Source organism: Patescibacteria group bacterium (assembly GCA_028715115.1).
GTDB lineage: Bacteria > Patescibacteriota > Patescibacteriia > UBA2591 > UBA4787 > JAQUSN01.
On sequence record JAQUSN010000001.1, the window covers coordinates 198,403 to 223,021 of the forward strand.

At 39.6% G+C, this 24,619-nt stretch carries 28 protein-coding genes and 7 tRNA genes; 20 read left to right on the forward strand and 15 right to left on the reverse strand.

The annotated features are described in order from the left end of the window. Positions 1–39: 39 nt before the first annotated feature. The 4 genes from ftsH to PHV78_00985 all read left to right on the forward strand — a co-directional run bounded on the left by ftsH (position 40) and on the right by PHV78_00985 (position 4,378). A complete protein-coding gene (ftsH, locus tag PHV78_00970) occupies positions 40–1,857 on the forward strand; it encodes an ATP-dependent zinc metalloprotease FtsH (GenBank protein MDD5395819.1) in 1,818 nt (605 codons plus the stop codon). 7 nt (positions 1,858–1,864) lie between these two features. Continuing rightward, the gene (locus tag PHV78_00975; GenBank protein ID MDD5395820.1) at positions 1,865–2,764 is read left to right on the forward strand and encodes a hypothetical protein; all 900 of its coding nucleotides are present in this window, start codon (positions 1,865–1,867) and stop codon (positions 2,762–2,764) included. 121 nt (positions 2,765–2,885) lie between these two features. Then, on the forward strand, positions 2,886–3,998 hold the full coding sequence (dnaN, locus tag PHV78_00980) for a DNA polymerase III subunit beta (protein MDD5395821.1): 1,113 nt from the start codon (positions 2,886–2,888) through the stop codon (positions 3,996–3,998). Between the two features lie 104 nt (positions 3,999–4,102). After that, positions 4,103–4,378, forward strand: a complete 276-nt coding sequence (locus PHV78_00985; protein MDD5395822.1) for an HU family DNA-binding protein — start codon at positions 4,103–4,105, stop codon at positions 4,376–4,378. Positions 4,379–4,659: 281 nt separating this feature from the next. Here PHV78_00985 and PHV78_00990 read toward each other — a convergent pair whose 3' ends face one another. The 9 genes from PHV78_00990 to rpsF form a co-directional block, all read right to left on the reverse strand. Continuing rightward, a complete protein-coding gene (locus tag PHV78_00990; GenBank protein ID MDD5395823.1) occupies positions 4,660–5,700 on the reverse strand; it encodes a hypothetical protein in 1,041 nt (346 codons plus the stop codon). 158 nt (positions 5,701–5,858) lie between these two features. Continuing rightward, the gene (locus tag PHV78_00995) at positions 5,859–6,539 is read right to left on the reverse strand and encodes an SDR family NAD(P)-dependent oxidoreductase (GenBank protein MDD5395824.1); all 681 of its coding nucleotides are present in this window, start codon (positions 6,537–6,539) and stop codon (positions 5,859–5,861) included. Positions 6,540–6,615: 76 nt separating this feature from the next. Continuing rightward, positions 6,616–6,691, reverse strand: a tRNA-Lys gene (locus tag PHV78_01000). Between the two features lie 68 nt (positions 6,692–6,759). Then, positions 6,760–6,831: transfer RNA gene (locus PHV78_01005), tRNA-Arg, on the reverse strand. Between the two features lie 23 nt (positions 6,832–6,854). Further along, the gene (locus PHV78_01010; GenBank protein ID MDD5395825.1) at positions 6,855–7,901 is read right to left on the reverse strand and encodes a type IV pilus twitching motility protein PilT; all 1,047 of its coding nucleotides are present in this window, start codon (positions 7,899–7,901) and stop codon (positions 6,855–6,857) included. Between the two features lie 55 nt (positions 7,902–7,956). Further along, a complete protein-coding gene (gene efp, locus PHV78_01015) occupies positions 7,957–8,514 on the reverse strand; it encodes an elongation factor P (protein MDD5395826.1) in 558 nt (185 codons plus the stop codon). A gap of 9 nt (positions 8,515–8,523) precedes the next feature. After that, complete coding sequence (rpsR, locus tag PHV78_01020; GenBank protein ID MDD5395827.1) at positions 8,524–8,748, reverse strand: 30S ribosomal protein S18; 225 nt, start codon at positions 8,746–8,748, stop codon at positions 8,524–8,526. A gap of 18 nt (positions 8,749–8,766) precedes the next feature. Beyond that, positions 8,767–9,210 carry a single-stranded DNA-binding protein gene (locus PHV78_01025; GenBank protein ID MDD5395828.1) on the reverse strand — a complete coding sequence of 148 codons (444 nt, stop codon included), beginning with the start codon at positions 9,208–9,210 and terminating at the stop codon, positions 8,767–8,769. Between the two features lie 17 nt (positions 9,211–9,227). Further along, positions 9,228–9,674 (reverse strand): 30S ribosomal protein S6, encoded by a 447-nt coding sequence (gene rpsF, locus PHV78_01030; protein MDD5395829.1) that lies wholly within the window; start codon positions 9,672–9,674, stop codon positions 9,228–9,230. Between the two features lie 202 nt (positions 9,675–9,876). On the opposite strand from rpsF, the gene PHV78_01035 reads away from it, so the two are divergent. Continuing rightward, entirely contained in the window at positions 9,877–11,109 is a 1,233-nt protein-coding gene (locus PHV78_01035) for a DNA methyltransferase (GenBank protein MDD5395830.1), read from the forward strand. A gap of 874 nt (positions 11,110–11,983) precedes the next feature. On the opposite strand, the gene recA is transcribed toward PHV78_01035, so the two are convergent. The 5 genes from recA to PHV78_01060 form a co-directional block, all read right to left on the reverse strand. Then, positions 11,984–13,006 carry a recombinase RecA gene (gene recA, locus PHV78_01040; GenBank protein MDD5395831.1) on the reverse strand — a complete coding sequence of 341 codons (1,023 nt, stop codon included), beginning with the start codon at positions 13,004–13,006 and terminating at the stop codon, positions 11,984–11,986. A 47-nt stretch (positions 13,007–13,053) separates the two neighbouring features. Continuing rightward, the gene (locus PHV78_01045) at positions 13,054–13,785 is read right to left on the reverse strand and encodes a helix-turn-helix domain-containing protein (protein ID MDD5395832.1); all 732 of its coding nucleotides are present in this window, start codon (positions 13,783–13,785) and stop codon (positions 13,054–13,056) included. 3 nt (positions 13,786–13,788) lie between these two features. Next, positions 13,789–14,685 (reverse strand): permease-like cell division protein FtsX, encoded by an 897-nt coding sequence (locus tag PHV78_01050; protein ID MDD5395833.1) that lies wholly within the window; start codon positions 14,683–14,685, stop codon positions 13,789–13,791. 175 nt (positions 14,686–14,860) lie between these two features. Next, on the reverse strand, positions 14,861–16,258 hold the full coding sequence (gene aspS / locus PHV78_01055) for an aspartate--tRNA ligase (protein ID MDD5395834.1): 1,398 nt from the start codon (positions 16,256–16,258) through the stop codon (positions 14,861–14,863). 96 nt (positions 16,259–16,354) lie between these two features. Beyond that, complete coding sequence (locus tag PHV78_01060) at positions 16,355–16,930, reverse strand: hypothetical protein (protein MDD5395835.1); 576 nt, start codon at positions 16,928–16,930, stop codon at positions 16,355–16,357. 180 nt (positions 16,931–17,110) lie between these two features. Here PHV78_01060 and PHV78_01065 point away from each other — a divergent pair. The 4 genes from PHV78_01065 to PHV78_01080 all read left to right on the forward strand — a co-directional run bounded on the left by PHV78_01065 (position 17,111) and on the right by PHV78_01080 (position 18,105). Continuing rightward, a tRNA-Gly gene (locus PHV78_01065) sits at positions 17,111–17,185 on the forward strand. A 7-nt stretch (positions 17,186–17,192) separates the two neighbouring features. Next, positions 17,193–17,279 (forward strand) — tRNA-Leu (locus PHV78_01070). Between the two features lie 132 nt (positions 17,280–17,411). Continuing rightward, positions 17,412–18,017 (forward strand): hypothetical protein, encoded by a 606-nt coding sequence (locus PHV78_01075; protein ID MDD5395836.1) that lies wholly within the window; start codon positions 17,412–17,414, stop codon positions 18,015–18,017. A gap of 4 nt (positions 18,018–18,021) precedes the next feature. Beyond that, positions 18,022–18,105: transfer RNA gene (locus PHV78_01080), tRNA-Leu, on the forward strand. Between the two features lie 71 nt (positions 18,106–18,176). On the opposite strand, the gene rpmA is transcribed toward PHV78_01080, so the two are convergent. Continuing rightward, the gene (rpmA, locus tag PHV78_01085; GenBank protein ID MDD5395837.1) at positions 18,177–18,464 is read right to left on the reverse strand and encodes a 50S ribosomal protein L27; all 288 of its coding nucleotides are present in this window, start codon (positions 18,462–18,464) and stop codon (positions 18,177–18,179) included. Positions 18,465–18,730: 266 nt separating this feature from the next. On the opposite strand from rpmA, the gene PHV78_01090 reads away from it, so the two are divergent. From PHV78_01090 to PHV78_01140, 11 genes are all read left to right on the forward strand, one after another. Next, entirely contained in the window at positions 18,731–18,973 is a 243-nt protein-coding gene (locus PHV78_01090) for a NifU family protein (protein MDD5395838.1), read from the forward strand. Continuing rightward, on the forward strand, positions 18,970–19,341 hold the full coding sequence (locus tag PHV78_01095; GenBank protein ID MDD5395839.1) for a hypothetical protein: 372 nt from the start codon (positions 18,970–18,972) through the stop codon (positions 19,339–19,341). Before PHV78_01090 ends, PHV78_01095 begins: the two co-directional genes overlap by 4 nt. Before the next feature lie 5 nt (positions 19,342–19,346). Then, positions 19,347–20,390 carry a phospho-N-acetylmuramoyl-pentapeptide-transferase gene (gene mraY / locus PHV78_01100; GenBank protein MDD5395840.1) on the forward strand — a complete coding sequence of 348 codons (1,044 nt, stop codon included), beginning with the start codon at positions 19,347–19,349 and terminating at the stop codon, positions 20,388–20,390. Positions 20,391–20,396: 6 nt separating this feature from the next. Beyond that, on the forward strand, positions 20,397–21,338 hold the full coding sequence (locus PHV78_01105; GenBank protein MDD5395841.1) for an NAD-dependent epimerase/dehydratase family protein: 942 nt from the start codon (positions 20,397–20,399) through the stop codon (positions 21,336–21,338). A gap of 795 nt (positions 21,339–22,133) precedes the next feature. After that, positions 22,134–22,205: transfer RNA gene (locus tag PHV78_01110), tRNA-Ile, on the forward strand. 141 nt (positions 22,206–22,346) lie between these two features. After that, complete coding sequence (locus PHV78_01115) at positions 22,347–22,598, forward strand: hypothetical protein (GenBank protein MDD5395842.1); 252 nt, start codon at positions 22,347–22,349, stop codon at positions 22,596–22,598. Then, a tRNA-Ala gene (locus PHV78_01120) sits at positions 22,599–22,672 on the forward strand. 36 nt (positions 22,673–22,708) lie between these two features. Beyond that, on the forward strand, positions 22,709–23,026 hold the full coding sequence (locus PHV78_01125; protein MDD5395843.1) for a hypothetical protein: 318 nt from the start codon (positions 22,709–22,711) through the stop codon (positions 23,024–23,026). A 49-nt stretch (positions 23,027–23,075) separates the two neighbouring features. After that, on the forward strand, positions 23,076–23,525 hold the full coding sequence (locus PHV78_01130; GenBank protein ID MDD5395844.1) for a hypothetical protein: 450 nt from the start codon (positions 23,076–23,078) through the stop codon (positions 23,523–23,525). Positions 23,526–23,603: 78 nt separating this feature from the next. Further along, positions 23,604–24,170, forward strand: a complete 567-nt coding sequence (locus tag PHV78_01135) for a methyltransferase domain-containing protein (protein MDD5395845.1) — start codon at positions 23,604–23,606, stop codon at positions 24,168–24,170. Between the two features lie 17 nt (positions 24,171–24,187). After that, a complete protein-coding gene (locus tag PHV78_01140; GenBank protein MDD5395846.1) occupies positions 24,188–24,607 on the forward strand; it encodes a YraN family protein in 420 nt (139 codons plus the stop codon). Positions 24,608–24,619 lie beyond the last annotated feature (12 nt).

The window sequence follows — 24,619 nt, forward strand, 5'->3', positions numbered from 1 at the left end:
GTGGAGAAAATTTGTTAAAACTTTCATTAAATTTTGCTTATGAAAATATTATTGAAAAATTTTCTTATCTTTTTGATAATTTTTTTAATATTAGCTGGCGTTTTGAGTTTATTGGGATCGTCTGGCGCTAAAACCGAACAAATTTCTGTTAGCCAGTTGGTGACCGAGGTTTCTACCGGCCAAGTAAAAACCATTGCTTTAACCGGCAACCGCCTAGACGTTGTTTTGAATAATGGCCAACGTCAATTAGCCTACAAAGGAGATGGCGACTTTATCGCGCTCTTAAAAAATTACGGAGTCGATCAAAATAAATTAAATTCTTTTGAGTTCCAGGTAAAAAACAGTTCTGGTCAGAGCATTTGGGCCACTACGATTTTGCCGATCGGTATACCGCTTATTTTTATAATCGGTTTTTTTGTTTTTCTACAACGGCAAATGCGCGGCGCCGGCAACCAAGCTTTTAAGTTTGGCGAAAGCCAGGCCAGAGAAATAGGTCCGCTGGATAAAAAAACTAAAATCACCTTTAAGGATGTAGCCGGAGTAAGCGAGGCTAAGTCAGAATTAGGCGAAATTATTGAATTCTTAAAAAATCCCCGAAAATTCATTAATTTAGGAGCAAAAATTCCTAAGGGCGTACTTTTGGTCGGCGGTCCGGGCACGGGCAAAACCCTATTAGCTCGAGCTGTGGCTGGAGAAGCTAATGTGCCATTTTTCCATATATCCGGATCTGAATTTGTGGAAATGTTTGTCGGTGTCGGCGCTAGCCGAGTGCGCGATTTATTCCGCCGAGCTAAAAAAAATCTGCCTTGTATTATTTTTATCGACGAAATCGACGCTGTTGGCCGCCAACGCGGCGCCGGATTGGGCGGCTCACATGATGAACGAGAACAAACTTTAAACCAAATTTTAGTAGAGCTCGACGGTTTTGAACCCAACATTGGATTAGTGGTGATGGCCGCTACTAATCGACCTGATATTTTAGATCCGGCACTACTGCGGCCCGGCCGTTTTGATCGTAAGGTTATTTTAGATATGCCGAGCATTAAAGACCGCGAAGAAATTTTAAAAATTCATAGCCAAAATAAACCCTTGGCATCGACTGTAAATCTAAAAAAAGTAGCTGAACGTACTCCTGGTTTTTCTGGCGCTGATTTATCAAATTTAATGAACGAGGCGGCCATTTTAACCGCCCGGCGCAATAAAAACAAAATCGGCCAATTAGAAATTTTAGAAAGCATTGAAAAGGTTTTGCTCGGCCCAGAACGTCGTAGTCGCGTTTTTAGTGAAAAAGAGCGCGAGATTAGCGCTTATCATGAAGCAGGACACGCTTTAGTGGCTCATGAACTGCCTGGTTGCGATAAAGTCCAAAAAGTTTCCATCATTTCTCGCGGCCAAGCCGGCGGTTATACTTTAATTACGCCCGAAGAAGACAAATATTTAAAAAATAAAAATGAATTTTTAGACAACGTAGCCGGACTTTTAGGTGGATTTGTAGCCGAAGAAGAAACTTTTAAACAAACCACTACTGGTTCGAGCAGTGACCTCAAAAAAGCCACCGACCTAATTAAAAGAATGGTTACCCAATTTGGCATGAGTGATCTTTTGGGCCCTCGAACTTTTGGCGAAAAAGAAGAACTAATTTTTCTGGGTCGCGAAATCAGCGAACAACGTGATTATTCAGAAAAAACAGCTCAATTAATTGACGAGGAAGTGTCTAAATTAATAACTTTATGCTATAATAAAGCCAAGGAAATCGTTAAAAACAAAAAGGCTTATTTAGAAAAAATAGCTAAATTGCTTTTAGAAAAAGAAACTTTGGAAAAAAATGAGTTTGAAAAAATATTTACTACTCCTTAATTAGTTTATGTTAAAATCTCTTATTAAAACCTCCTGGCAAATTGTTTGGCAAAATCCTATTTTGTGGATTTTTGGCTTTTTTAGTACGATTTTAACCGGCAATGAAATTAGTTTTGTTGTCAATAATTTTCAAAATTTTTCCAATAGCTTTAATAATAACTCTGTTTTAACCCAAATCACTGGCTTTAATTTTTCATCAACCCCGCTTCGTTGGTGGGGCCTTTTGTTAATTATTATTTTCTTTTTGATTTTACTATTTCTGGTGGTCTGGTCGCAGGTTGGATTAATTTTGGGCGCTAAACAGCAGACTAGCGGCGCTAGGCCTAATTTTAAAGAAATCATGAAACGAATTGGCCACTATTTCCTGCCTTCTTTTTTGATTAATTTTGCCGCTTTAATTATTGTTTACGTGGTTTTTGCTGTTATTAGAGTTTCTTTGGTTAGCCTCGTTTATTCTAATCATTTAATTTGGCCTGTTCTTTATTTTTTTATTAATTTAATTTTATTTATACCTATTTCTTTAATTGTTTATTTTCTTGCTCGCTTTGCTGTGATTAATTTAGTTCTAACCGACGATCCTTTTATGGCCAGCCTTAAAAAGTCTTGGAAATTTTTATTTAAAAGCTGGTTAACAGTTCTTATTTTGGTTGTTGTTTGGGGTTTAATTGGTTTTGTTTTTGGCTTAATCTTGTTTGTTTTATCATCAACCACAGCTGCTCCGTTTGTTATTTTGGTCGCCCTAACTTCTTTGTTAAAATTTAATATGAGTTTTCCACTGGTTTTAGGCATTATATTATTTTTAATTGGGATTATTTTTGTTTTTTTGGAAGCTTTGTTTTTCTCTTGGCAAAACACGTCTTGGATCCTGTTTTATTTGGGGAAAAAGAGTGAGCAAAAAACTTCCTAAAATCCTTGATTTTGCTATAATATACCTATCTTTTCCATATTTCCACCTACTTATTATTATTACTAATTTATAATATATAAATAGATTATAATACAACAGTGAAAATTTTCTAAGAAGTTTTATGAAATTAACAGTTCTGCAAGAAAACTTAAATAAAATTTTATCTCAACTTAGTCGTTTAACAAGCACAAAGGCGACTTTGCCAATTTTAAATAACGTTTTAATTGAAGCCGAAAAAGGAGTTTTGAAATTAAGCACGACCAATTTAGAAATAGCGATTAGTACTCAAATTAGGGCTAAAGTAGAAAGGGAGGCGAAAATAACCATTCCTTGCCAAATTTTTGCCAACTTTGTTAATTTATTAGATAAGGGTCCGATAGATATCGAGCTTTTAGAAAGCAATGAAGTTAGCTTGAAGTCAAAAAATAGCGTAACTAAAATAAAGGGCACGGTGGCCGAAGAATTTCCAATTATTCCTCAAGTAGATCATAAAAATTTTTTCAAAGTTAACGCCCTAGATTTAAAGCAAGCTCTAGATAAGGTTGCTTTTACCGTTTCGCCAAACGAAACGCGCGCTGAAATTAGTGGTGTTTTATTTTCCTTTAACCCAGAAAACGACATTTTAACCCTAGTCGGCACCGATAGTTATCGTTTAGCAGAGAAAAGTTTTAAGGTTATCGAATCTAATATTAAAGAATCGCACAGCCTAATTGTTCCGGCGCGAACAATTCAAGAATTAAGTCGGATCGTCGAAGAAAAAGGAGTAATTGAAATTTATTTTGCCGAAAATCAAGTTTTATTCATCTATGAAGCTACAGAAATAATTTCGCGTATTATAAATGGCGAATATCCCGACTATCGGCAAATTATTCCTCAAACTTTTGCCACTCGCGCCCTAATGGAGAAAGAAGCTCTTTTAAGGGCGGTTAAGGCTGTTAGTCTATTCACTAAAATTGGTTTAAATGACATTAATTTAAAATTCCAGGCTAGCGGCGACAAAACCATTGTTTCTTCTTTAAATAGTCAGGTGGGCGAAAGCCAGATTGACTTAAAGGCAGAAATAAAAGGCGAAGACAATGAGATTATTTTTAATTATCGATATTTATTGGATGGACTTTTAAATATTGGCGGCGATGAAGTGAGTTTAAATATTGTTAATGACAATTCGGCGGCAGTTATAACCTCACCAACCGAAAAGGACTATTTGTATTTGGTTATGCCTATTAAAAAATAATCATTATTAATTTTTTTATTTTGCCGGTGGCTAAAACCATTTTAGGCAAAACAAAGGTCGTCCCATTTTTATTTAATCCTTAAAAAGGATTAAGAGGTAATACTATGAATAAAGCTGAATTAATCGAACAGTTAGCCGGCAAGGTGGGCGCCGACTCCAAGGCCGAAGTCGGTCGTTGGATTGACGCTTTCGTTGATATGGTCATCGGCACCTTAAAGAAAGGCGACGAAGTCGCTATCGCTGGTTTTGGTACTTTTATAGCCAAGACTCGCGCTGCTCGAACTGGTCGAAATCCAAAGACTGGAGAAAGCATTCAGATTAAAGCCACTAAGGTTCCAAAATTCAAGGCTGGAAAGGGCTTTAAAGATGCTTTAAAATAAAAATTAAAGCCAAATCTTCAGTACTGAAAATAAAATCCCTTATTTATTAAAAATAAGGGATTTTATTGTTGGGCGAATAATTTTTTGTTTAAAAATATTTATAGTAAATTGGGAATATGCAAAAAGTAACCCTTCAGGCGCAGACTGTTCGGGGGGGGGTATTTTAGCTCTATTTAGTCCCCAGGTCTGTCGGCAGGCCTGGGGACGTTGAAGCTAAAATAAAACGGGAGTCGGCGACGAGCGCCTTCTCCCGCGTAGTTCCTCCATGGACTTCTTGTTTGTTATCCTCCCTGTCGATCCTTGCGCAACGCCAGGGCCAGCTTCGCGATACACTCAACGGCCTCTTCGCTTAGCGTGCCCGGATTACCGACCTGTTCCAGTTCTTCGCGTAGATCGGCGATGACGAGCTGGCGCACGGCCGGGCCTTCTGTTTCGGCTACGTGCACTTCTGCAGCGCGCGCTGTCTCTCTTCGTGCCTGGACCGACGATGCTCCTCTCTTGCCTCCGCGATTCTTAGTCGAAACGCCGGCAAGATGACCCCGCCCTCCACCATTACTGCGCCATTCTTTCTCTGGTAGGAGGCTTTGGTCAACATCCACCAGTAACGAATCTGTAACGACGCCGAGTGCTGAGGCCATGCGCTGAATGGTCTCTATTGACGGCAGGGTGCCCGACTTCTTGAAGCTGACCCAGGCTGACTGAGGCCGGGCGGCATCGGGAGATATCGCCCTACCTATTACCAGGAGAGTGATCCCTTTTTCTGTCTTGGCCTCTTCGACGTTTCGGAGAAGCGCCTTCTTTGATTTCGCCTCTCCTTCTTGCGGTTTACGGGGCATAGAGCCCTTCCTTTCGATTGATACCCTTCTTGCCTTGGTGGTCTTTGCTCTTGTGTTCGGCCTTGTGTTGGCCGCCTTCACTGTTACTGTTTGTGGGTCAGGCGGATCAGCGGCGGTAGCCGTTGGCTTTGGGTTGGTTGCATCATCTTCTTGGGCTGGCGTAGTCTTTTTGGGGTCGTGCCCATTGTGCATTATAGCGCTCGGACTAATGCCCAAGCGCTGGCAACAGGCGAGAATCTGGTTGCTGGTTAATAGGTTCCAGGCAGTATCTCTGAGCCAGCTGTGCCAGACTTCAATCGGCCTGTCAGTCCTGGGGCTAACGATAAGTCCCATGGCCGCTTCGCCATACATTCGCCGTTCAGCGGCGTCCAAAGCGATGGCTTCTCTCTCTACTCGCGCTGCTTCAAGCCTTCTGGCCACTAGCAGTTTTTGCGCTGTTCCGTCGTGGTTATGATGGCCCGCCGCTTCTATTGGGGCCACACTCATAACACCTCCTTTCTAAACAGACTTAGTCTTCAATGGAATTCCGAGTTATAAATATAATTAACCATTTTTAGCCGACTTTGTCAAGTTAAAATAAAAATACCCCTAAGGGGCATTTTTGGTACTGAGTAGTTCAAGGTAAGAACTGCTATTTTCAGCTTTTATGCCAATCTTCTTTTTTTGCGGTTAATGGTTATGTCTGTTATTTCTATCTGTTTTGGTAATTTTAGTAAATATAAAACTATATTAGCCACATCGTTTGGGTCCATCCACTCCGATGGGTCTTCTATTTTTTTTCTATAGTCTTTTTCGTGCATCTGTGTATTCATACCGCCACAGTGAATATATATCATTCTACTTTTTGTGTTTACTAGCTCTAGGCCGATATTATATGAGCCACCCCTTAGTCCATATTTAGTAGACGTATATGCTAGTTGATCATTAAATCCGGCCTTAAGGTCTGCCGTTGTGCCTATATTCAATATATCTGCTTCGTTTTTTACAATATTATCAAATAGAGAAGATATGAAATAGAGTGGTGCAATCGTGTTTATTTTAAATGCCCTTTCGAATTTAAGATATGTAATTTCGTTTATCTTTTCTCTACCCACAATTGCGGCACAGTTTATTATTGCGCTAAAATCATCATATTTTTCTTTTATTATATTAACGGCATCGTTAATATTTTCTTCTTTAGATAAATCACAGGCGATATTAATAACACCAGATATATTACAAGGCGTTCTGCTTATATTAATTACCTCTACCTCTTTTTTTACACACAAATCGGCGATTGCTTTACCGAGACCATCGCTAGCTCCTAATATGATTATTTTTTTCATATTTTTATTTAAATCAATTTTTAAGATTTTGTCAAGAAGTTTTTATAAAACAATAAAATGCCCCTTAGTGGCATTCTGGTGCGCGTGGGAGGATTCGAACCCCCGACCTTCTCCTTAAGAGGGAGCAGCTCTACCAACTGAGCTACACGCGCGCATTGGTCTTTTAAAATAATTTACCCCGCCTCGATTTATCCGTTCGCTGGCGGACTGAAGACTTATATGCCCTCAAGAGGATTCGAACCTCTAATCTCAGCTTCGAAGGCTGATGTGATATCCATTTCACCATGAGGGCCTAGGTTTTAGCGGTGGTTTACTTTATTTAATAATTAATTCCGGATATAAAGTATGAGCTAAGGCCACCTCACGAGTGATAAGTCCTTGTTTTAAAAGTTGGTTAAGAGATTGTTCAATACTGATCATACCTTCTTGTCCGCCGGTTTGTAGTACTGACTTTAACTGATTAACTTTATTTTCACGAATTAAATTACTAACAGCTGTATTGTTGATTAAAATTTCTCTTGCCGCGATTCGCCCACCGTCTTGTTTGGCCAATAAGTGTTGAGCAATAACGGCTCGTAAAGCCAAGGCTAATTGCAAACGAATTTGCGTTTGTTGGTGTGGCGGGAAGACGTCAATAACACGATCAATAGTCTGGGGGGCGTTTGGTGTGTGAAGGGTGGCGAGGATTAGGTGCCCGGTTTCGGCCAGGGTAAGCGCCAGAGAAATAGTTTCCAGATCTCTCATTTCGCCAACCATAATTACATTTGGATCTTGACGAACGATGCGTTTTAAGCCGTCAGCAAAAGAGAGCATGTCTTTACCGAGTTCGCGCTGCGAAACAATACTTTTGTCTGGTGTAAAAACAAATTCAATTGGATCTTCTAGGGTGATAATATTGCAAATCCTGTTTTGATTAATGTAATTAATCATAGCGGCCATGGTTGTGGATTTACCGCAACCAGTTGGGCCAGTGACAATAATTAAGCCATTGTGCAGTTTGGTTAATTCTTTAGTAATGGGCGGCATATCAATTTCATCCATATCTGGAACGTGCGGCCAAATAATGCGCGCAGCCAGGGCTAGATTGTTTTTCTCCCAATAAAGGTTAATACGGAAACGGGCGCAGTCATCGAGCTTAAAAGATAAGTCTAACTCTTTATTATTAAAAATTTCTATTTTTTGTTTTTTGTCGATAATCGGAGCGACTAAATTAATAATGTCTTGATTGGTCAAGATTGGCCCATTTATTCGCTGCAAAACTCCATCGACACGAAAAACAGGCGGACAATTTGCCAATAAATGAACATCGGACGCTTTTTGATTTACTGCTTGTTGAAAAATTTGCTGAAGACTTAAGTTCATAGCCATTAAATTTATATTTATAAATTTAAACTAAAAATTCGGCCAGAACCGAACTTTAGACTCTTTCAACGTATTCTCCGGTTTCTGTGTTGATTCTTAGCACATCATTTTCTTTAATAAAGAGCGGGGCGTTAACTTTTAATCCGGTTTCTAGTGTTATTTGTTTCATAATATTGGTGGCTGAGTCGCCGCGCACTCCGGGCGGAGCGTCAACAACCTTAAGCTCAACCTTTTTCGGCAATTCAATATTAATCGGATTTTGGTTAAAAAGGACAATTATTACTTCTTGACCATCTTTTAGATATTTTTCTTTGCCGGCCAAAATACTTTTATTTAATCCCAACTGTTCATAGGTTGTCATGTTCATTAAGTAGACATTATGGTCGTCTTGATAGAGATAGTTGGCTTTAGCTCGCTCTACGTCGGCCTCTTTAACCTGATCGCCAGCATTAAAGGTTTTTTCCATGGTGACGCCAGAAATCAGATTTTTTAATTTAGTACGCACAAAAGCACGGCGCTGAGCAGTGCGCGCGTGTTGTGACTCTAAGACGATATATGGTTGGCCCTCTAATTCAATTATTGAACCAACCCTTTTTAATTCATTAATATCCATTGTTTAATTCTATTTTTTTATAAATGGTAAAAGCCCCATAATTCTTGCTCTTTTAATAGCCGTGGCCAATTTTCTTTGGTGTTTGGCACAGGTGCCTCTTTTACGTCGAGGTAAAATTTTGTGATAAGAAGAAAGAAAACGCCTTAAAAGATCAACGTCTTTGTAGTCGATTTGATTAACGTGATTCAAGCAAAAATAACAGTGCTTTTGTTCTTGACTATTATTCATGTTCATATTTTTTATTTAATTAATTTAAAAAGGAATTTCATCCGGACTGATTTCTTCTTCTAGAGAAGATCCTTGATTCGGGGTTGCCTCAACTGGCTCAAAACTTTCTTCTGATTCTGCTTGATTGGCGCTAGCGCCGCTAGCCTTTGGCCCGATCTGTAAGCGTTCGGCAACTATTTCTGTGCGATAATGCTTTACTCCTTGTGGGTCTTGCCAGTTGCGAGTTTGAATACGGCCTTCAATATAAGCTAGGCTGCCCTTGGTTAAAAATTTTTGAGCGATTTCAGCTAAACGGCCCCAGACAACGATATTATGGAATTCGGCTGATTTTTGTTTTTGGCCATTACGATCGGTCCAAAAACGATTGGTCGCCATACCAAAAGAAGCAACATTTTGTCCGCTGGGCGTAGTGCGAATTTCCGGCGCTTTGGTTAAACGGCCGATGATTAAAGCTTTATTAAGATCCATAGAAATAATTTTAATTATTAGATTTCTAATAATTCATCAATTTTATCATCAATACTCTTAAATTCTTGTTTTTCTTCTTTGGGTTCTTCTTTTGGTTCTTCGTCAATGCTTGTCGTTTCTGTGTCGGCAGGTTTTTTGGCGGAAGGTTTTCTTTTGTGGGTTGGCGCGGGCTTTTTATATTCTACAAAATCGGTGATTTGAAAACGCAAAACCTCAGGAGTTAATTTTAATTTTTCTTCGATTTTTTTGATAGTCTCGCCCTCGGCCTCAAAATTAACCAAGACATAAAAACCGCGCTTAATTGTTTTGATTGGATAAGCCAATTTTTTATTATCAAGGTTTTCTTCGCTAATTATTTTTGCTCCTTGTTCTTCAAGGATTTTAGCGACGTTTTTTTGGATTTCCGGCGCGTCGGTTTCGGTAAACGGCGAAGGAATGATGTATAAAATTTCGTATTTTTTCATGCCAAAATTATTAAAAAATTAAGAATACGGTTCGTAAATTTTTTCCATAATTTTGTGCACCCCGCCAAGGCGGGGTATCTTAATTATGGTTAAAATGTTAAACGACTCACTTCAGGTTTAAATTCTAATAAAATCTTAATAAAAAGTCAAGACCAATTAGGGCAATCTTGAAATTTATTAAAAGAAGAGTACAATAATTGTTATGTATTGCTTTATTCTAGGCCATAATCCAACTTTGTCAAGCATTGAAATCGCCAAAGTGTTGAGCGGAGATTTTAACTTAATTGAGTTATCGCCAGAGGTGATGATTGCTGATTGGCACAAAAAGATTAATGCAAAAGAGTTGCAAAATCAGTTGGGCGGGACGATAAAAATAGGCGAAATTATCTCAGAGATTGATCTCGGGATAAACGAAGCCGTTGTTGCTAAAATCAGCGATGAATTAATTAAAATCGGCGCTAGTTCAAAAAAGGTGTTTTTTGGTTTCAGCCTTTATTTATTGGACAAAAAGATTAATCCAGAGCTAATTAATGGGCAGCTCAAAAAATTAGCTATGCAAGTCAAGAAAGAGCTACAGACAAAAAAAATACCGGCTCGCTGGGTTAGTTCTCGGGAAAGGGTCCTATCATCGGTTATTGTGCAAAAAAATAAACTATTGACACAGGGCGCCGAATTTTGTTTTTTAGTCGGCAGCCAGAAAATATATTTAGCCAGAACTTTAAGCTGCCAAGAATTTGCCGAATACGGATTTTATGATTTTGGCCGACCCGCTCGTTCAATGAAACAGGGTATGTTGCCGCCAAAATTAGCCAAGATGATGATTAATTTAACTCAAGCTAAAAAAGATGACTTTATTTTAGATCCGTTTTGCGGCGCCGGAACCGTTTTGCAAGAAGCGATAAAAATGGGCTATCATAATTTAATCGGCAGCGATATAGACGATCAGGCCATTGAACGAACTAATAAAAATATTAAATGGTTGGTTGAGCAATTAAATCTTAAAATAGACAAAGGAACGGTTAATGTTTTTGCTTCCGACGTTCGCACCTTAGCCAAAACCTTATCTGCTAATTCAGTGGCAGCTATTGTAACTGAGCCGTACCTTGGTCCGATTGATAAGGCGCGAATAGGCCATGAGATTTCAAAAGTTATCGTGGAGTTGAGCCATTTATATCTTCTGGCCTTTAAACAATTCGATAAAATTTTGAAAAAAGATGGTTGTATTGTGATGATTTTTCCGGCCTATAAAATAGGCGGACATTTGCATTTTTTGCCGATCTTAGAAGCGCTCAAAGAACAGGGCTGGAGAATTATTAATCCGGTGCCAGAAAAATTTAAAAACAATCAAGCCATTCGCTTAAGCGACCGGCAATCAATTATTTATTCGCGTCAAGATCAGCACGTGCTAAGAGAAATTTTTGTTTTTAAAAAATAAAAGTAAAAAAAGACGATAAGGGCAATTTGCTATCTATTTTTATTATTGATCACCACGCCAAAATTTTGGCGTGGTGATTGACAAAAAGCAAAAAATATCTAAAATATACCTAAGTCTAAATGGAGGAACCAATGACTTTTCGACAGTTTGTTTGTCGGGCTTCACAGATGACCACAGCGGAGAGGGGCGTCTACTTTCTTTCGCTAAGAGCTGATCTTTTCTGGGATGTTGAGCTGAGCCCAGCCCAACGCGCTGAAACCCTGCTTTGGTTAGAGAGCCATAGATACGGGTTTGTTCGGGGTCAACCGAGGGTCTTAACTCGAGTTCCTTCCCGGGAACAATCGGAGAAGAGGTGGCGACGAGAGCGACGCCGGCTGATTATGGCCAGTAGGCCGTATTATCGGTTTTGTTGTCCGTTTTGCCGGACCAAAATCATCGTGCGGCATGAACTTTGTGCTGGCGACCGGGTCAGATGTCGGAGTTGCGGCGAAGAATCGCAATATCTACATTCTGGCATCCGGCCTGGCACGGTCTTCGGCTCACTGGTTTTTACTGATGACGGATCTTTCCGTTGTCCGGTTTGCGCCGAGTTGACGCCAAGCCAGCGCGACAAAAAACACAAAGAGGCAATCGTCTGTAGCTTCTGTAAGTCAGAGTTCACTAAACACGTGGATTCCCCTGAAGTGGCCAACGGACGAGATCCTCACGGCGTGATCTTTGTGCTTGCCGGCCCGATATTTCATCACCTTCTCGTGATGCAAACTCCGCCCGCCCTGTCGGTTCAGCAATGACCCGCTCGGCGGGCCATTGCTTTTAAAGAAAAAGACGGAATTAATGTCCGTCTTTTTCTTAATGTCATAAAGGACATTTCGACTTACAATATTTTTTGATCTTCTTTCCCAGCGGCGCGAACCTTGTCCCAAACCGCGTTTTTAATATCTTTGATAATTTTCGGATTTTGTTTTAAAAAGTCGCGCGCGTTTTCTCGACCGACGCCGAGCTTAACTTCGCCATAGAGATAAGTGTTGCCGGACTTTTTAATAATTTTACGATTGGTCGCCGTATCAAGTACGTCGCCGGCCAGAGAAATGCCTTCATTATACATAATATCAAACTCGCAGGTTTTAAATGGCGGAGCTACTTTATTTTTAACAATTTTAACCTTAACTTGATTGCCAACAGTTTCGTCGCCTTTTTTAATTTGTTGAGCGCGGCGAACTTCAATGCGACAGGAAGAATAAAATTTTAAAGCCGTACCGCCTGGAGTCGTTTCCGGATTGCCAAAGAAGACGCCGATTTTTTGGCGGATCTGGTTAATAAAAATAACAGTGGTTTTACTTTTACTGACTATGCCTGTTAGTTTTCTTAATGCCTGGCTCATGAGCCGGGCCTGTAGGCCGATAAATTGATCGCCCATTTCTCCTTCAATTTCCACTCGCGGAGTCAAAGCTGCAACCGAGTCAATTACAATAACATCGACGCCGTTTGAACGAACTAGTGTTTCGACGATCTCGAGCGCTTGTTCGCCAGTGTCGGGCTGAGAGATTAAAAGGTCATTAATTTTTACGCCTATTTTTTGCGCATAATCAGGATCAAGCGCATGTTCGGCATCGACGAAAGCGGCTACGCCGCCAATTTTTTGTACTTCAGCGACCATATGTAGGGCTAGCGTTGTTTTGCCGCTCATTTCTGGACCAAATACTTCAATAATTCTGCCACGCGGTATGCCGCCTACGCCCAAGGCTAAATCAAGAGACAAGCAGCCGGTAGAAACGGCATCAATGTCCATTCTTTTGGCTTCACCAAGCCTCATAATCGAGCCGTCGCCAAATTTTGTTTTGATTTGGTCAATAGCTGCTTGAGCTGCTTTGGCTCGGTCATCATTAATGTCTTTTATTTCATCTTTTTTTGCCATAAATTATTTTTTACTATTTAAAATTTGAATTATTCTTTAACAAAAATTTGGCGCCAAACCACAGACTCAGGACTATTTTTTTTCTTAGCCGAAATCTTAATCATATTTATGCCCGGCACAAGCATTAATTCCTCTTCAAAGGTGTTATTCTCAAGCTTGGTTATTGATTGATTGTTAATTTTTACAATCGCGTCTTTCTCGGTCACACCCTTAATAATAATATTTTTCTGGCCAATTTCAATATTATTATTGGGTTCAGTAACTTTAAGGCGGGGCGGTAAAAATGGTTGGGCGATGACCGTGGTAAAATAAACAACTAACCCCAAAGCCAAAACTGCACCGCCAATTTTTTGTAAATTAGTATTGGAAATTTTTTTGGCCCTAGGCAGGTGTAGTTCGGCTGGCTGTTTAATTGGATTAAAATTTGATTTTTTTTGCAGTGGTCCGAAAAACGGCAGTCCTTTTTGCGCGCGGGAGTTTTTTATGACGCGCTGTTTAATCTCAGAAAAATAATTTTCTCTACGAAACAGAGGCATCAACTCCTGAGCGTTAAGGCCTAAAAATTCTGCATAGTGTTCTAAAAATCCTCTGGCATAGGTCGGGCTGGGCAGCTCAAAGTAGTCAGAATTTTCTAGGGCTGAAAGATATTTTTCGGCAATTTTTGTTTTTTTGGCCACTTCATCTAGGCGCCAGCCAAGGCCAAGCCGGGCCTGTTTTAATAATGTGCCTAAGTTTTCTGTTTGCGCTTGACCAACGGCCATAAATTAAAGATTAAGATATTTTTTCATCGCCGCGCTAGCCGCCAGCCAGCAGGTTAGAATGGTGAAAATAAGCGGCCCGCCAAAAACATACAAGGCGTGATTTACTAGATATGAAAATAGGGTCGTGGACATGCCTAAGAATGTCGATAGTTGCGGTTGAAGCTTTAAGACTATTAGCAAAAATAATGAGCCGCTGATAATTAGGGCGATAAAAATACTAATTAAAATTTCCACTAAAAATGGACCTTGGATTGACCAGCCAGTGGCGCCAACCAATCGCATCATTCTTATTTCTTCCAGTCGCCCGTAGACGCTCAAACGGATGGCGTTGAAAATCATTAAAATAACAATGGCGAAAAATAAGGCGCTTAAAATAAAACCCAAAAATTTTATTTTTCGACCAAGAAAATCGATTTTATTAATCAATTGTTGATAATTACCAAAATCTTTTTCTTGAATCACGTCTTCATAGCGCGCACTGGTCACCAATTGTAAAACAGGATTAACATCAGCATCAGATTTTATTTTCACCAAAAATGTCGGCCCAAAAGGATTCTGGTTTATTTCTTCCAAAGATTTAATGACGTCAGGATTGTTTTGGTGGCGCTGTTTAAATTGCTCTAAGGCCTGTTGTGGACTAATAACTGCGACGCTTTCGACTTGCGAAAAATTTTCCAAATCCGTTTTCAGGGCGTTTAAGTTGATCTCTGTTACTTGCGGGTAAAGATAAAGGCTTAGGTCGGCTTTGGCGCGAATCGAGCTAACCGTTTCTTTGACCAAAATATTAAGTGAAATCAAAAAAGAAAAAGAAAAAAATAAAAGAATTAAAATAATAATGACCGCGCCAGACAGCCAAAAATTTCTTCTAAAATTTTGCCAACCGTATTTAAGTGACTGCATACTATGAATAGAAAATAGAACTTAGAATCTACCCGGCATAGCCAGGGGGTGAAGTTTGACCCTCTTTTATTGCGATATATTTAAAGCGCTAAAATAATAGTGAATTAAATATTTTTAGGATAAATATTTATCAAGATTGAATTCAAGCAATGTCAAATTTCTACCAACTGGCATACTATTTTTTATTTCTTAAACAAATGTTTATTTCTTTGAGTTGTTCTTCGGTCATCTCGCTCGGCGCTTCCATCATCAGGTCCTTGGCGTCAGTAGTTTTAGGAAATGGAATAACTTCACGGATATTGGGTTCGTTGGCCAAAATCATAACAAGACGGTCAATACCCGGCGCCATGCCTCCATGTGGAGGAGTCCCATATTCAAACGCCTCCAACATATGGCCGAATCGAGCCTGGATTAATTCTTTAGATAAACCTAAGAGTTCAAAAATCTTTTGCTGTAGTTCACGCTGATGAATACGGATAGATCCACTAGACAGTTCATATCCATTTAACACTAAATCATAGGATGCCGCTCGAACACGTAAGGGATCAGTATCGAGCAATGAAACATCCTCTGGATTTGGCATACAAAATGGATGATGTGTAGCCTGAAGGTCTCCGCCCTCTACTGGTTCAAACATAGGAAAATCTACGATCCAGCAAAAAGCTAATTCATCGGGGTTTGTTTTGTCCTTTCTCAAGTCGGGCTTATCGTTTCCATATTTTTCTATGGCTTCCTGATATGAAATGCGAGGAAACGGAACGGTTGTGACGATTTTTTTCGGCGCGACAGTTTTGATTAATTCAATGAACATTCGTTCATTTAAGGCTAGCACGTCTTCCTGGTTAACAAACGACATCTCTAGGTCTAGTTGTGTGAACTCTGGTTGGCGATCACCGCGCGCATCTTCATCGCGAAAACAGCGGGCCAACTGAAAATAACGCTCGATACCGCCGACCATTAGTAGTTGTTTAAATTGTTGCGGCGATTGGGGCAAGACGTAAAATTTTCCCGGATATAAACGTGATGGCACGGCAAATTCGCGTGCACCCTCTGGCGTGCCCTTGGTTAAAATCGGCGTTTCAACTTCCAAAAAACCCTCCCGATTTAAGTAGTCGCGGAAAAATTGGCAAACTTGACTGCGTAAAATTAAATTATTTTTTACTCTTTCGTGACGCAGATCTAAATAACGATATTTTAATCGCAGCTCTTCATTGGCGGCGATAATTTCATTATCAATGGTAAATGGCGGAGTTTTGGCTTCGGATAAAATGGTTAATTTTTTTGCTAAAATTTCTATTGAGCCAGTCAACATTTCTTGATTAATTTGATTCTTTGGTCGGGCATTAACTATACCTTCGATTTCAACGACAAATTCCGGACGAATTTTTTTAACTGCCTCATTTGATTGTTCATCAAGTTCTTGCGGGACGAAAACTACTTGCGCTAAACTGCTGCGATCTCTCAAATCAATAAAAACGATTTTGCCCATATTGCGGCGAGTATTAACCCAGCCCTTAAGCAAAACCTTTTCGCCGACTTTATTAACTGCGTCTTTTGTCCAAATACGATTCATAAATTATGAAACAAAATTTAAGTAGTAATAGTATAACATAAAAATACAAAAAAAGAAGAGCCCACCCCGAAGGGTGGGCTTGATTGACGAAGTGGACTAGGAGACTTCTGCTTTCTCGGTTTGCCTGAGACCGAGAACCAGCGCCCAGACACCCAGGACGGGCAGGTAGACCCTAGCTATCCAGTCGAAGACGGCTGTGGCGTTCTCTATTTTGCCAATGGTATCTGTGAGCTTGGACAGCCAGAGCATCAGGATGATCACGCATAGGCCGACGGTCAGGATCAGTCCGAGAGCCTTCTTTTCGCCCAGGTAGAAACGGACGGCGACGAAGAAGATGGCGACGATCATGGCCGGTTCGATCCAGATGAGCGAAGCGGTGAGCTCGGATGATGGGTAGAGCATGAGGCCCAGGCCCAGGTAGAACCAGAAAGCGCAGAACATGCCGATCAGGATGCTGGCCGGCGTGTCTTTGGCCTTGAACACGGTGTAGCCGAGTCCCGCCAGATGAAACAGGCCGCCGAACAGGATCAGTGACAGTCCGGTCGGGCCGTTCGGCATCATGCCGAATTTGCCCAGGATCGGTTGCCACTTGATGCCGGAGTAGAGCGCGCAGAGCAGGAAAATGCTCAACAGCACGAATCCGACTGACGAGAACCTCTTTTTGTCATCCATTTTGCCTCCTTGTGGTTAAAGGGACGACCTTCGAATTATACGGATTTCTTTTAGAACTGATTTGAATTTTAGCAGATTTTCGGGCTTTGTCAAGATTAATAAAAATATATTTTTTAAAAGATTTTTGTGGAAAATTATTGACAAATTTTCCATTTTAAATATAATAATTATATTCAAGATGCGGGTGTAGTTCAGCAGTAGAACGTCTCCTTGCCAAGGAGAAGGCCGTGGGTGCGAATCCCATCACCCGCTCCATATATTTGCCGCGGTGGCGGAACTGGTATACGCGTTGGACTTAAAATCCAATGATCGTAAGATCTTGAGGGTTCGAGTCCCTCCCGCGGCACCATTAATAAAAAAATTTTTCTTTTATCGCCAAGTGAGCGAGAGACAAAGAAAAATTTATTTTTATTTTCCAAGCGAACGCTGGCAACAAACGGCGAAGCCTTTTATTTTTTTCTCTATTTAGTATAATTCAGTTATGAATATTTCTGATTTTTTCGGTTTAATTGCCGGAATTGTTGCCGTCATAGCTTACGGACTATATTTTAGGCAAGCCGTAAAAGGGAGCTCCACTCCGAATCCTTCTACCTGGGCAATTTGGGTTTTAATCGGCATTATTAATTCGTTTACTTACTTTTCTTTAGTTGCTAACGATTGGCGGCAGGGATTGGTGGTTTTAACCGCAGCCACTTTTTCTTTAATAACTTTTATTTACTCATTATTTCGAGGAAGGTTTTCTAGGATTTCAAAAATAGAAATAATAACTTTTATTTTAGCAGTACTTATAGGGATTTTTTGGCGATTTACAGCTAACGACAGAATGGCCAATTTATTTTTGCAGGCGATTTACGTCATTTCATATATTCCCACCATCTCGGGTTTAGCCAGAGGTAGGGCTAAAGAGGGTTATGTGGCTTGGGTTGTGGCTTGCGTGGCTTATTTGCTTTCGGCTATTACCGTAGCCACTAATCCAAGGGCTGATTGGATTGCCTTGGTCTTCCCGCTGGTAAATGGTTTATTGGGTAATGGCACGATCGCCGTTTTAACGATTTACAAACAAAGAGTACAAAATAATACATTATAAAAATGCCGAAGTGGCGGAACTGGTATACGCGCATGGCTTAGGACCATGTGGGAGAAATCCCTTGGGAGTTCGAGTCTCCCCTTCGGCATTTTAAACGTGATTTGTCAATTAAAACAAAAAGACGTTTCAAAACGTCTTTTTGCATATTTTATAAAGCTCTTATTTTGTTTTTACCGCAGCTACGCTGACGATCTTGGCCTTGCGCAAAGCGCCGTTGAAACGAATCAGTTTTTTGGTATTAAATTTAACCACGCCGGCCGTAGCAGCGTATAAAGTATCGTCTACTCCGCGGCGAACGTTTTTACCTGGTCTAAATTTGGTGCCGCGTTGGCGAATTATAATCATGCCGGCCTTGATTTTCTGGCCGTCTTGAATTTTTACTCCCAGCCGTTGACCGTGTGAATCCCGACCGAGCGATGTAGAGCCGCCTGCTTTCTTGTGTGACATATATAAGTCTTAAATTAGTAGGTTAATTGAAGCAATCAATATAATAGAAAATTATTATAAACTTGTCAAGTATAATTTTTGCATTATAATATGTTTAGCTTAACTAGTCAATCCCTCTCTTGGAAATTTTAATCAGACCCGCGATTGGCTTTTATTACTTTTTAATTAGTTAAATCCCCGATAGGTTAATCTATAAAATCGGTTTATGAATGGTCTACCTGAAAAAACCAATCAAAATTTCCAGGCGAGGGAGTTAAATAATTATTATGGTTATGACCAAAAACATAAAAATTGCCATTGAAGAAGTTTTAGAAGAAATTCGTCCGATGCTTCATTCGCATGGTGGCGACATCGAATTGGTTGAATGGTTGGAGAAAGGAAAAACGGCTCAAGTCAGATTTGTTGGCGGTTGTGCTACATGTCCGATGGCACAAATGACCTTTAAAAATTTAGTTGAAGCGAGTTTAAAAGAAAAATTGCCGGAAATTAAAAAAATTGAATTAGTATGAGCCTAGAAGCAGTTGTAAAAAAACTGAGACAGCAAAAGTTTTGGCACGACAGAAACGCCACAACGCCGCTTTTAATTGCCTTAATAATTAACGTCATTAATTGGCCCTATCTTTATTTTCAAATGAGGCATTCGGGCCAATTAGTCCCTCTACGTTATAATATTTTAAATGGTGTTGGCGCGATTGGCCACTGGACGAAGCTTTTTGCTTTACCGTTTTATGCAATTTTGATTTTTATTTTTAATGGCCTTTTAATTTATAAATTTTATCAAAAAGAAGACCGTTTTATTTTACGGCTGCTTTTAATTACGCAAATAGCAACTCAATTGATATTTTTATTGGCGCTCATTTTAATAACTAATCTTTAGAATTTATGCTATTTAATCTTATTAAGGTTTTTTTTCTTAGCACCCTGGCCTTTGTCGTCACTATTCTGTGGACTCCGCTTTTAACAAAATTTTTATATAAGCATAAATTGGGCAAGCAAATCCGTGACGAAAAAACCGCTCCTATTTTTTCTAAAATGCATCAGGCCAAGACCGGTACGCCGACTATGGGGGGAATGTTGATTTGGGTAACGACCGCAGTTTTGGCTGTGGTGTTTTTTTATTTAGCCAAGTTTACTAATTTAGATTTTTTTAAGCAGCTTAATTTTCTCGATCGAGGACAGACGTTATTGCTTTTGGGCGTTTTGATTGCCTCAGCTGTCGTTGGTTTTATTGACGACCTATTTAATGTAAAAAAAATGGGCCCGCGTGGTGGCGGGTTGAAAATGAAACACCGCTTACTTATATATACGGCCATTGCTGCAGTGGGCGCTTGGTGGTTTTTCTTCAAACTTGATTGGTATACTATCTATATTCCTTTTGTGGGAAACTTTACTATCGGTTGGTGGTTTATCCCGCTCTTTATTTTTATCGTTGTCTCGACCGCTTTTTCGGTTAATGAGATTGATGGCTTAGACGGCTTAGCCGGTGGAACATTGTTGACCGCTTTTGCTGCTTATGGAGCTATTGCTTTTGTTCAGGGTAAATATGATCTGGCCACTTTTTGTGCCGTGATCATTGGATCGCTCGTTGCCTTTTTGTGGTTTAATATTTTCCCGGCCAGATTTTTTATGGGCGACACAGGCGTCATGTCATTAGGTATCACTCTGGGAGTTTTAGCTATGTTTACTAATTATTTCGCCCTTTTACCGATTATTGGTTTATTGTTTGTAGTAGAGTCAATATCTGTGATTATTCAACTTCTTTCTAAAAAAATTCGTAAGAAAAAAATATTTTTATCCGCGCCTATTCACCATCATTTAGAAGCTAAGGGTTGGCCAGAACCAAAGATTGTTATGCGTTTTTGGTTGATTTCCGGCGTGACCGCAGTTTTGGGGTTGCTAATATTTTTGATCGATAAACTTATTTAATAATTTATGAAAATTTTGGTTATTGGTTCAACCGGACAGCTTGGTTCGGAGTTGACTCTGGCCTTGCGAAAGAAATATGGCGATCAAAACGTGATAGCCGGTATTAATAAAACATTACCAGCCGAAGAACTTAAAAGAGGTCCTTATGAATTTGTCGACGTCAGCAGTCGAGAAAGTCTAAAAAATGTTATTCAAAAATACCAAATAAACGTCATTTATCATTTGGCGGCCATTTTATCAGCAGTTGGTGAAAAAAATCCGGAATTAGCCTGGCAAGTAAATATACTTGGTTTAAAAAATGTTCTTGACGTGGCCGTGGCCAATAAAATTGAGCGTGTCTTTTTCCCCAGTTCTATCGCCGCCTTTGGTCCAAACACACCCAAAGAAAAAACCCCTCAATATACAGCTATGGATCCAAATACCATGTATGGTCTAACTAAATTGGCCGGTGAATTGCTCTGTCAATATTATTTTAAAAAATACCAACTTGACGTGCGTAGCGTGCGCTATCCAGGGCTAATTAGTTATAAAACGCAGCCTGGCGGCGGTACGACCGATTATGCAGTGGCGATTTTTTATGAAGCCCTTAAAACAAAAAGCTATACTTGTTTTGTCAGACAAGATACGGTGCTGCCGATGATGTATATGCCCGATGCAGTCCGCGCCACCTTAGAATTAATGGAGGCGCCCAGCGAAAAATTAACCGTGCGTACCAGTTATAATTTATCGGCCATCAGTTTCTCAGTTAAAGATTTAATCAAAGAAATAAAAAAATATTTACCTGATTTTTGTTGTGAGTGCAGTCCTGACCACCGGCAAACCATTGCCGACTCCTGGCCCAAGAGCATTGACGATTCTTATGCGCGCCGTGATTGGGGTTGGCGCCATGAATATGATTTAGCAAAAATGAGCGAAGATATGTTAAAAAATTTGAAAAATATTTTGTAAAAATTATCTATTATATAGCTAAAAAATAACCCGCAGTTTGCGGGTTGTTTTTTTTATTGACAACTATATTTAACGTTTTATAATTTTAAATATAAACAACCCATGGAGGTGTCATATAGGCGCGAAAAGAGACTGCAGTATTTCCGTGGTAGTACCTCCGGACAAGGGACGTCTAAGTATAGACTCGAGACGTTCAAAACCATGTTGTTCTGCCATGGAGGCAGAGCTGAGACTTTTGCGGCCTCTTCGACAGGGCGCGGTATTGCGTCGTCCCGGCCACAACAATCTAATACCTGGTCGGCCTTGTCCCCACTGCGGAGCACTGATTCAACTCCTCATGGAGTAAGTCCTGGGGCGGAGCCGTTTTGGCTCCGCCCTCTGTCATTACCAAGAACACAGAATTGACTTTCTGTCTTTTTTTGTTAAAATAGTTTTAATAAAGACCTACCCGCCTATTGCCTATCCAGGAGTTAATTTTAAATAAGAATTGAAGAAAGAATATTTTTTAATTCTTAACTCGATGGGGCGGCGTTGGCAGGCGGGCCTGCTCGCCATTACTACGCTCAGTGGTAGAGCTCTTATATCGACAATTTTATTAATAGGCGTGCATAGCTCAGCGGCCTAATCCAATTCTCTAAGAACTGGACGGCCCGTTCGAGTTTTTTTAAAACTCGAATTAGGGTAGAGCACGACTCTTATATCAATAAATTTTCAATATTTAGTGTCTTGAGTGCGCGTGTAGCTCAGTGGTAGAGCACCACTCTTATAGCGGTAGATTCCTATTATTCTCTAAGTGGGCGCATAGCTCAGTGGTAGAGCACCACTCTTATAAAGTGGGGGTCGATGGTTCGAACCCATCTGCGCCCACTTAGAGAATAAAATAATGTTATCTACCGATATATAGGTCGCAACTTTATAAATTATTTTAATTGTAGCGACCAATATAAAGTGGGGGCCTCTATTAGAACCCATCTGCGCCCACTTATAAATTAATTATTGTTTTAAATTATGCTTAGAGTATTTTTAGGAATTATTTTGGTTATTATCGGAGCGCTTGCCACCTGGAAGGCCGACTGGATTTATCGTAACATGGGTCCGGTTGAATGGGCGGAAAAACACCTGGGATTTGAAGGCGGTACGCGATTATATTACAAGTTACTCGGTATCGCCATAATTTTTCTGGGATTTTTTGTGATTAGTGGTCTGTGGACTGAGCTATTGAATGGATTTTTGGGGCTTTTGGGCGTGCCAACAAAATAAGGGCCTATAGTTTAATGGTAGAACACCTCATTTGCAATGAGGAAACGGCAGTTCGATTCTGCCTAGGTCCACCAAAAATTAAAATATTAATTTGTATCTACACAATTTTTATGAAAAAAACAGATTATATTAAAGAAAGTTTAATAAGTGGATTTGGCGTTTTGATTTATGTTTCAGCTGTGGCGTGGTTAATAACCAGCACAAAGTCAATTTTTGGAGACATTCCTGAGCCCAACTTATTTATTCCTGTTTTTATGTTGCTGCTTTTTATTATATCAGCAACCGTTGTCGGGCTTTTGATTTTGGGCAAACCAATTTATTTGTATCTTAGTGGCTTGAAAAAAGAGGCGATTTTTTTACTTTTACTTACCTTAGGCTGGCTTGTTCTTTTCCTTGTAGCAGCTGCAATTGTATTATTGTTTCAATAATCTTATTTTAATTCATACCTACAAAGTTTGCCAAAATAAATTAATTTTTATGGACGTTGTAGAATTTCGTTCAAAAATCAGGCCAAACATAAAATTATTTGCTGACGGAAAAGAGTTTTTTGTCAAAGAAGTAATAAAATTTAGGTTTGATGACGGCAGTTATTATGTTAAATGTTTTTTAAGCGACGATTTTGTTTTTGCTGATGACTTAAATGAGAACACGTTTCTTTTGGTAAAAGAGATAAAAACTACAATTAAACAACCCTTTCCGCTAGAGTTCGATTTTGACGGCAAAAAATTTAAATTCCTTTTCAACGCTCATGCTGTTGCCGAAGAAATACAAGGCGAAGAAATTTTTAAAAAGGGTGACAGCGAAAAATTCTGGGATTTTAAAGCAGAAGATAATGGTTATTTAAGCTTGGGAGTAAATGATAATACGGGAGAAAGATTAGATTTTTACGGAAAGATTGTTCAAAATAATACCGTTAAGTGCGAATAAAATAAAATTTTATAATCAAGAATATAATATCCACAATTTTCATTCCCTAATATTTGTTTTGTGCTATTATTAATTCGTATGGAAAACCTAGATCCAACAAAAGTTCCTGGAGGCAATGAGTTGATTAACGCAAAAGATTTTTTGCGCAAGGTTGGCATTGAAGAGAGAATGAAGGTTGGTGATCTTGGTTGCGGCGCTCGCGGATATTTTTCTTTACAAGCCGCCAAGATGGTGGGCAGTAAGGGCATTGTTTATGCAGTTGACGTTATGAAGCGGGCCCTTGATAGTGTAATTGGCCACGCGAGAATCTTAGGAATTTATAATATTAAAACCGTTTGGTCAAACTTAGAACAATACGGCGCTACCAAGATTCCGGCCGGTTCACTTGATGTCAGTATGTTGATTAATGTTTTATTTCAAACCCAGGATGATGTAACTGTTATCAAAGAAGCCGTTCGTTTACTTAAATCGGGCGGCAAATTAGTGATTTGCGATTGGAAAAGAACAGGAGCCCCGTTTGGTCCGATACCAGAAATGCGGGTCAAGTTTGATAATTTAACCCAGGTAATCTTAAATGCCGGATTAAAGCTAGAGAAAGAATTTGAAGCCGGTCCTTATCATCTGGCCATGGTTTTTAAAAAATAATTTTTCATATTTTATATATGGATCATCTTGAGTTAGGGCAAAGCGGCGAACAAATCGCCGTTTCTTTTTTAAAAAGAAGGGGATATAAAATTTTAGAGCGCAACTTTCAGGCCTGCCTGTCCGGTAGGCAGGCCGGTCAGCTTGGTGAAATCGACATCATCGCTCAAGATTTTTCAAGCACGCCCAGACTTAAAAGAATATTTATTAAAAATGTGACCTTAGTTTTTATCGAAGTCAAAACCAAGTCAGATCATAATTTTGGTTTACCAGAAGAGGAATTAACTACTGCTAAAAAAGAAAAACTTCAGCGCGCCATTCAGCAATATTTCCGGATCAATCATTTGGATAGTCCAAATTGGCGTTTGGATTTAGTGGCTATAGATTTTTGTGACAATAAAATTAAGCCAGAAATAAGGCATTATCAAGGATTAAATTAATGAGCCTACTTT

Bases quoted from the DNA above. Each gene is read 5' to 3' on its own strand.
- PHV78_01045 (MDD5395832.1), bottom strand. From the start codon at position 13,785: ATGGCCGTTGGTCAAGCGCAAACAGAAAACTTAGGCACATTATTAAAA.
- PHV78_01090 (MDD5395838.1), top strand. From the start codon at position 18,731: ATGGTTATGACCAAAAACATAAAAATTGCCATTGAAGAAGTTTTAGAA.
- PHV78_01075 (MDD5395836.1), top strand. From the start codon at position 17,412: ATGAATATTTCTGATTTTTTCGGTTTAATTGCCGGAATTGTTGCCGTC.
- PHV78_01050 (MDD5395833.1), bottom strand. From the start codon at position 14,685: ATGCAGTCACTTAAATACGGTTGGCAAAATTTTAGAAGAAATTTTTGG.
- PHV78_01115 (MDD5395842.1), top strand. From the start codon at position 22,347: ATGCTTAGAGTATTTTTAGGAATTATTTTGGTTATTATCGGAGCGCTT.
- PHV78_01130 (MDD5395844.1), top strand. From the start codon at position 23,076: ATGGACGTTGTAGAATTTCGTTCAAAAATCAGGCCAAACATAAAATTA.
- PHV78_01035 (MDD5395830.1), top strand. From the start codon at position 9,877: ATGTATTGCTTTATTCTAGGCCATAATCCAACTTTGTCAAGCATTGAA.
- PHV78_01135 (MDD5395845.1), top strand. From the start codon at position 23,604: ATGGAAAACCTAGATCCAACAAAAGTTCCTGGAGGCAATGAGTTGATT.
- PHV78_00975 (MDD5395820.1), top strand. From the start codon at position 1,865: ATGTTAAAATCTCTTATTAAAACCTCCTGGCAAATTGTTTGGCAAAAT.
- PHV78_01095 (MDD5395839.1), top strand. From the start codon at position 18,970: ATGAGCCTAGAAGCAGTTGTAAAAAAACTGAGACAGCAAAAGTTTTGG.
- ftsH (MDD5395819.1), top strand. From the start codon at position 40: ATGAAAATATTATTGAAAAATTTTCTTATCTTTTTGATAATTTTTTTA.
- PHV78_00990 (MDD5395823.1), bottom strand. From the start codon at position 5,700: ATGAGTGTGGCCCCAATAGAAGCGGCGGGCCATCATAACCACGACGGA.
- PHV78_00995 (MDD5395824.1), bottom strand. From the start codon at position 6,539: ATGAAAAAAATAATCATATTAGGAGCTAGCGATGGTCTCGGTAAAGCA.
- efp (MDD5395826.1), bottom strand. From the start codon at position 8,514: ATGGATATTAATGAATTAAAAAGGGTTGGTTCAATAATTGAATTAGAG.
- rpsF (MDD5395829.1), bottom strand. From the start codon at position 9,674: ATGAAAAAATACGAAATTTTATACATCATTCCTTCGCCGTTTACCGAA.
- PHV78_01060 (MDD5395835.1), bottom strand. From the start codon at position 16,930: ATGGATGACAAAAAGAGGTTCTCGTCAGTCGGATTCGTGCTGTTGAGC.
- PHV78_01125 (MDD5395843.1), top strand. From the start codon at position 22,709: ATGAAAAAAACAGATTATATTAAAGAAAGTTTAATAAGTGGATTTGGC.
- PHV78_01025 (MDD5395828.1), bottom strand. From the start codon at position 9,210: ATGGATCTTAATAAAGCTTTAATCATCGGCCGTTTAACCAAAGCGCCG.
- PHV78_00985 (MDD5395822.1), top strand. From the start codon at position 4,103: ATGAATAAAGCTGAATTAATCGAACAGTTAGCCGGCAAGGTGGGCGCC.
- PHV78_01010 (MDD5395825.1), bottom strand. From the start codon at position 7,901: ATGAACTTAAGTCTTCAGCAAATTTTTCAACAAGCAGTAAATCAAAAA.
- PHV78_01105 (MDD5395841.1), top strand. From the start codon at position 20,397: ATGAAAATTTTGGTTATTGGTTCAACCGGACAGCTTGGTTCGGAGTTG.
- rpsR (MDD5395827.1), bottom strand. From the start codon at position 8,748: ATGAACATGAATAATAGTCAAGAACAAAAGCACTGTTATTTTTGCTTG.
- PHV78_01140 (MDD5395846.1), top strand. From the start codon at position 24,188: ATGGATCATCTTGAGTTAGGGCAAAGCGGCGAACAAATCGCCGTTTCT.
- dnaN (MDD5395821.1), top strand. From the start codon at position 2,886: ATGAAATTAACAGTTCTGCAAGAAAACTTAAATAAAATTTTATCTCAA.
- rpmA (MDD5395837.1), bottom strand. From the start codon at position 18,464: ATGTCACACAAGAAAGCAGGCGGCTCTACATCGCTCGGTCGGGATTCA.
- mraY (MDD5395840.1), top strand. From the start codon at position 19,347: ATGCTATTTAATCTTATTAAGGTTTTTTTTCTTAGCACCCTGGCCTTT.
- aspS (MDD5395834.1), bottom strand. From the start codon at position 16,258: ATGAATCGTATTTGGACAAAAGACGCAGTTAATAAAGTCGGCGAAAAG.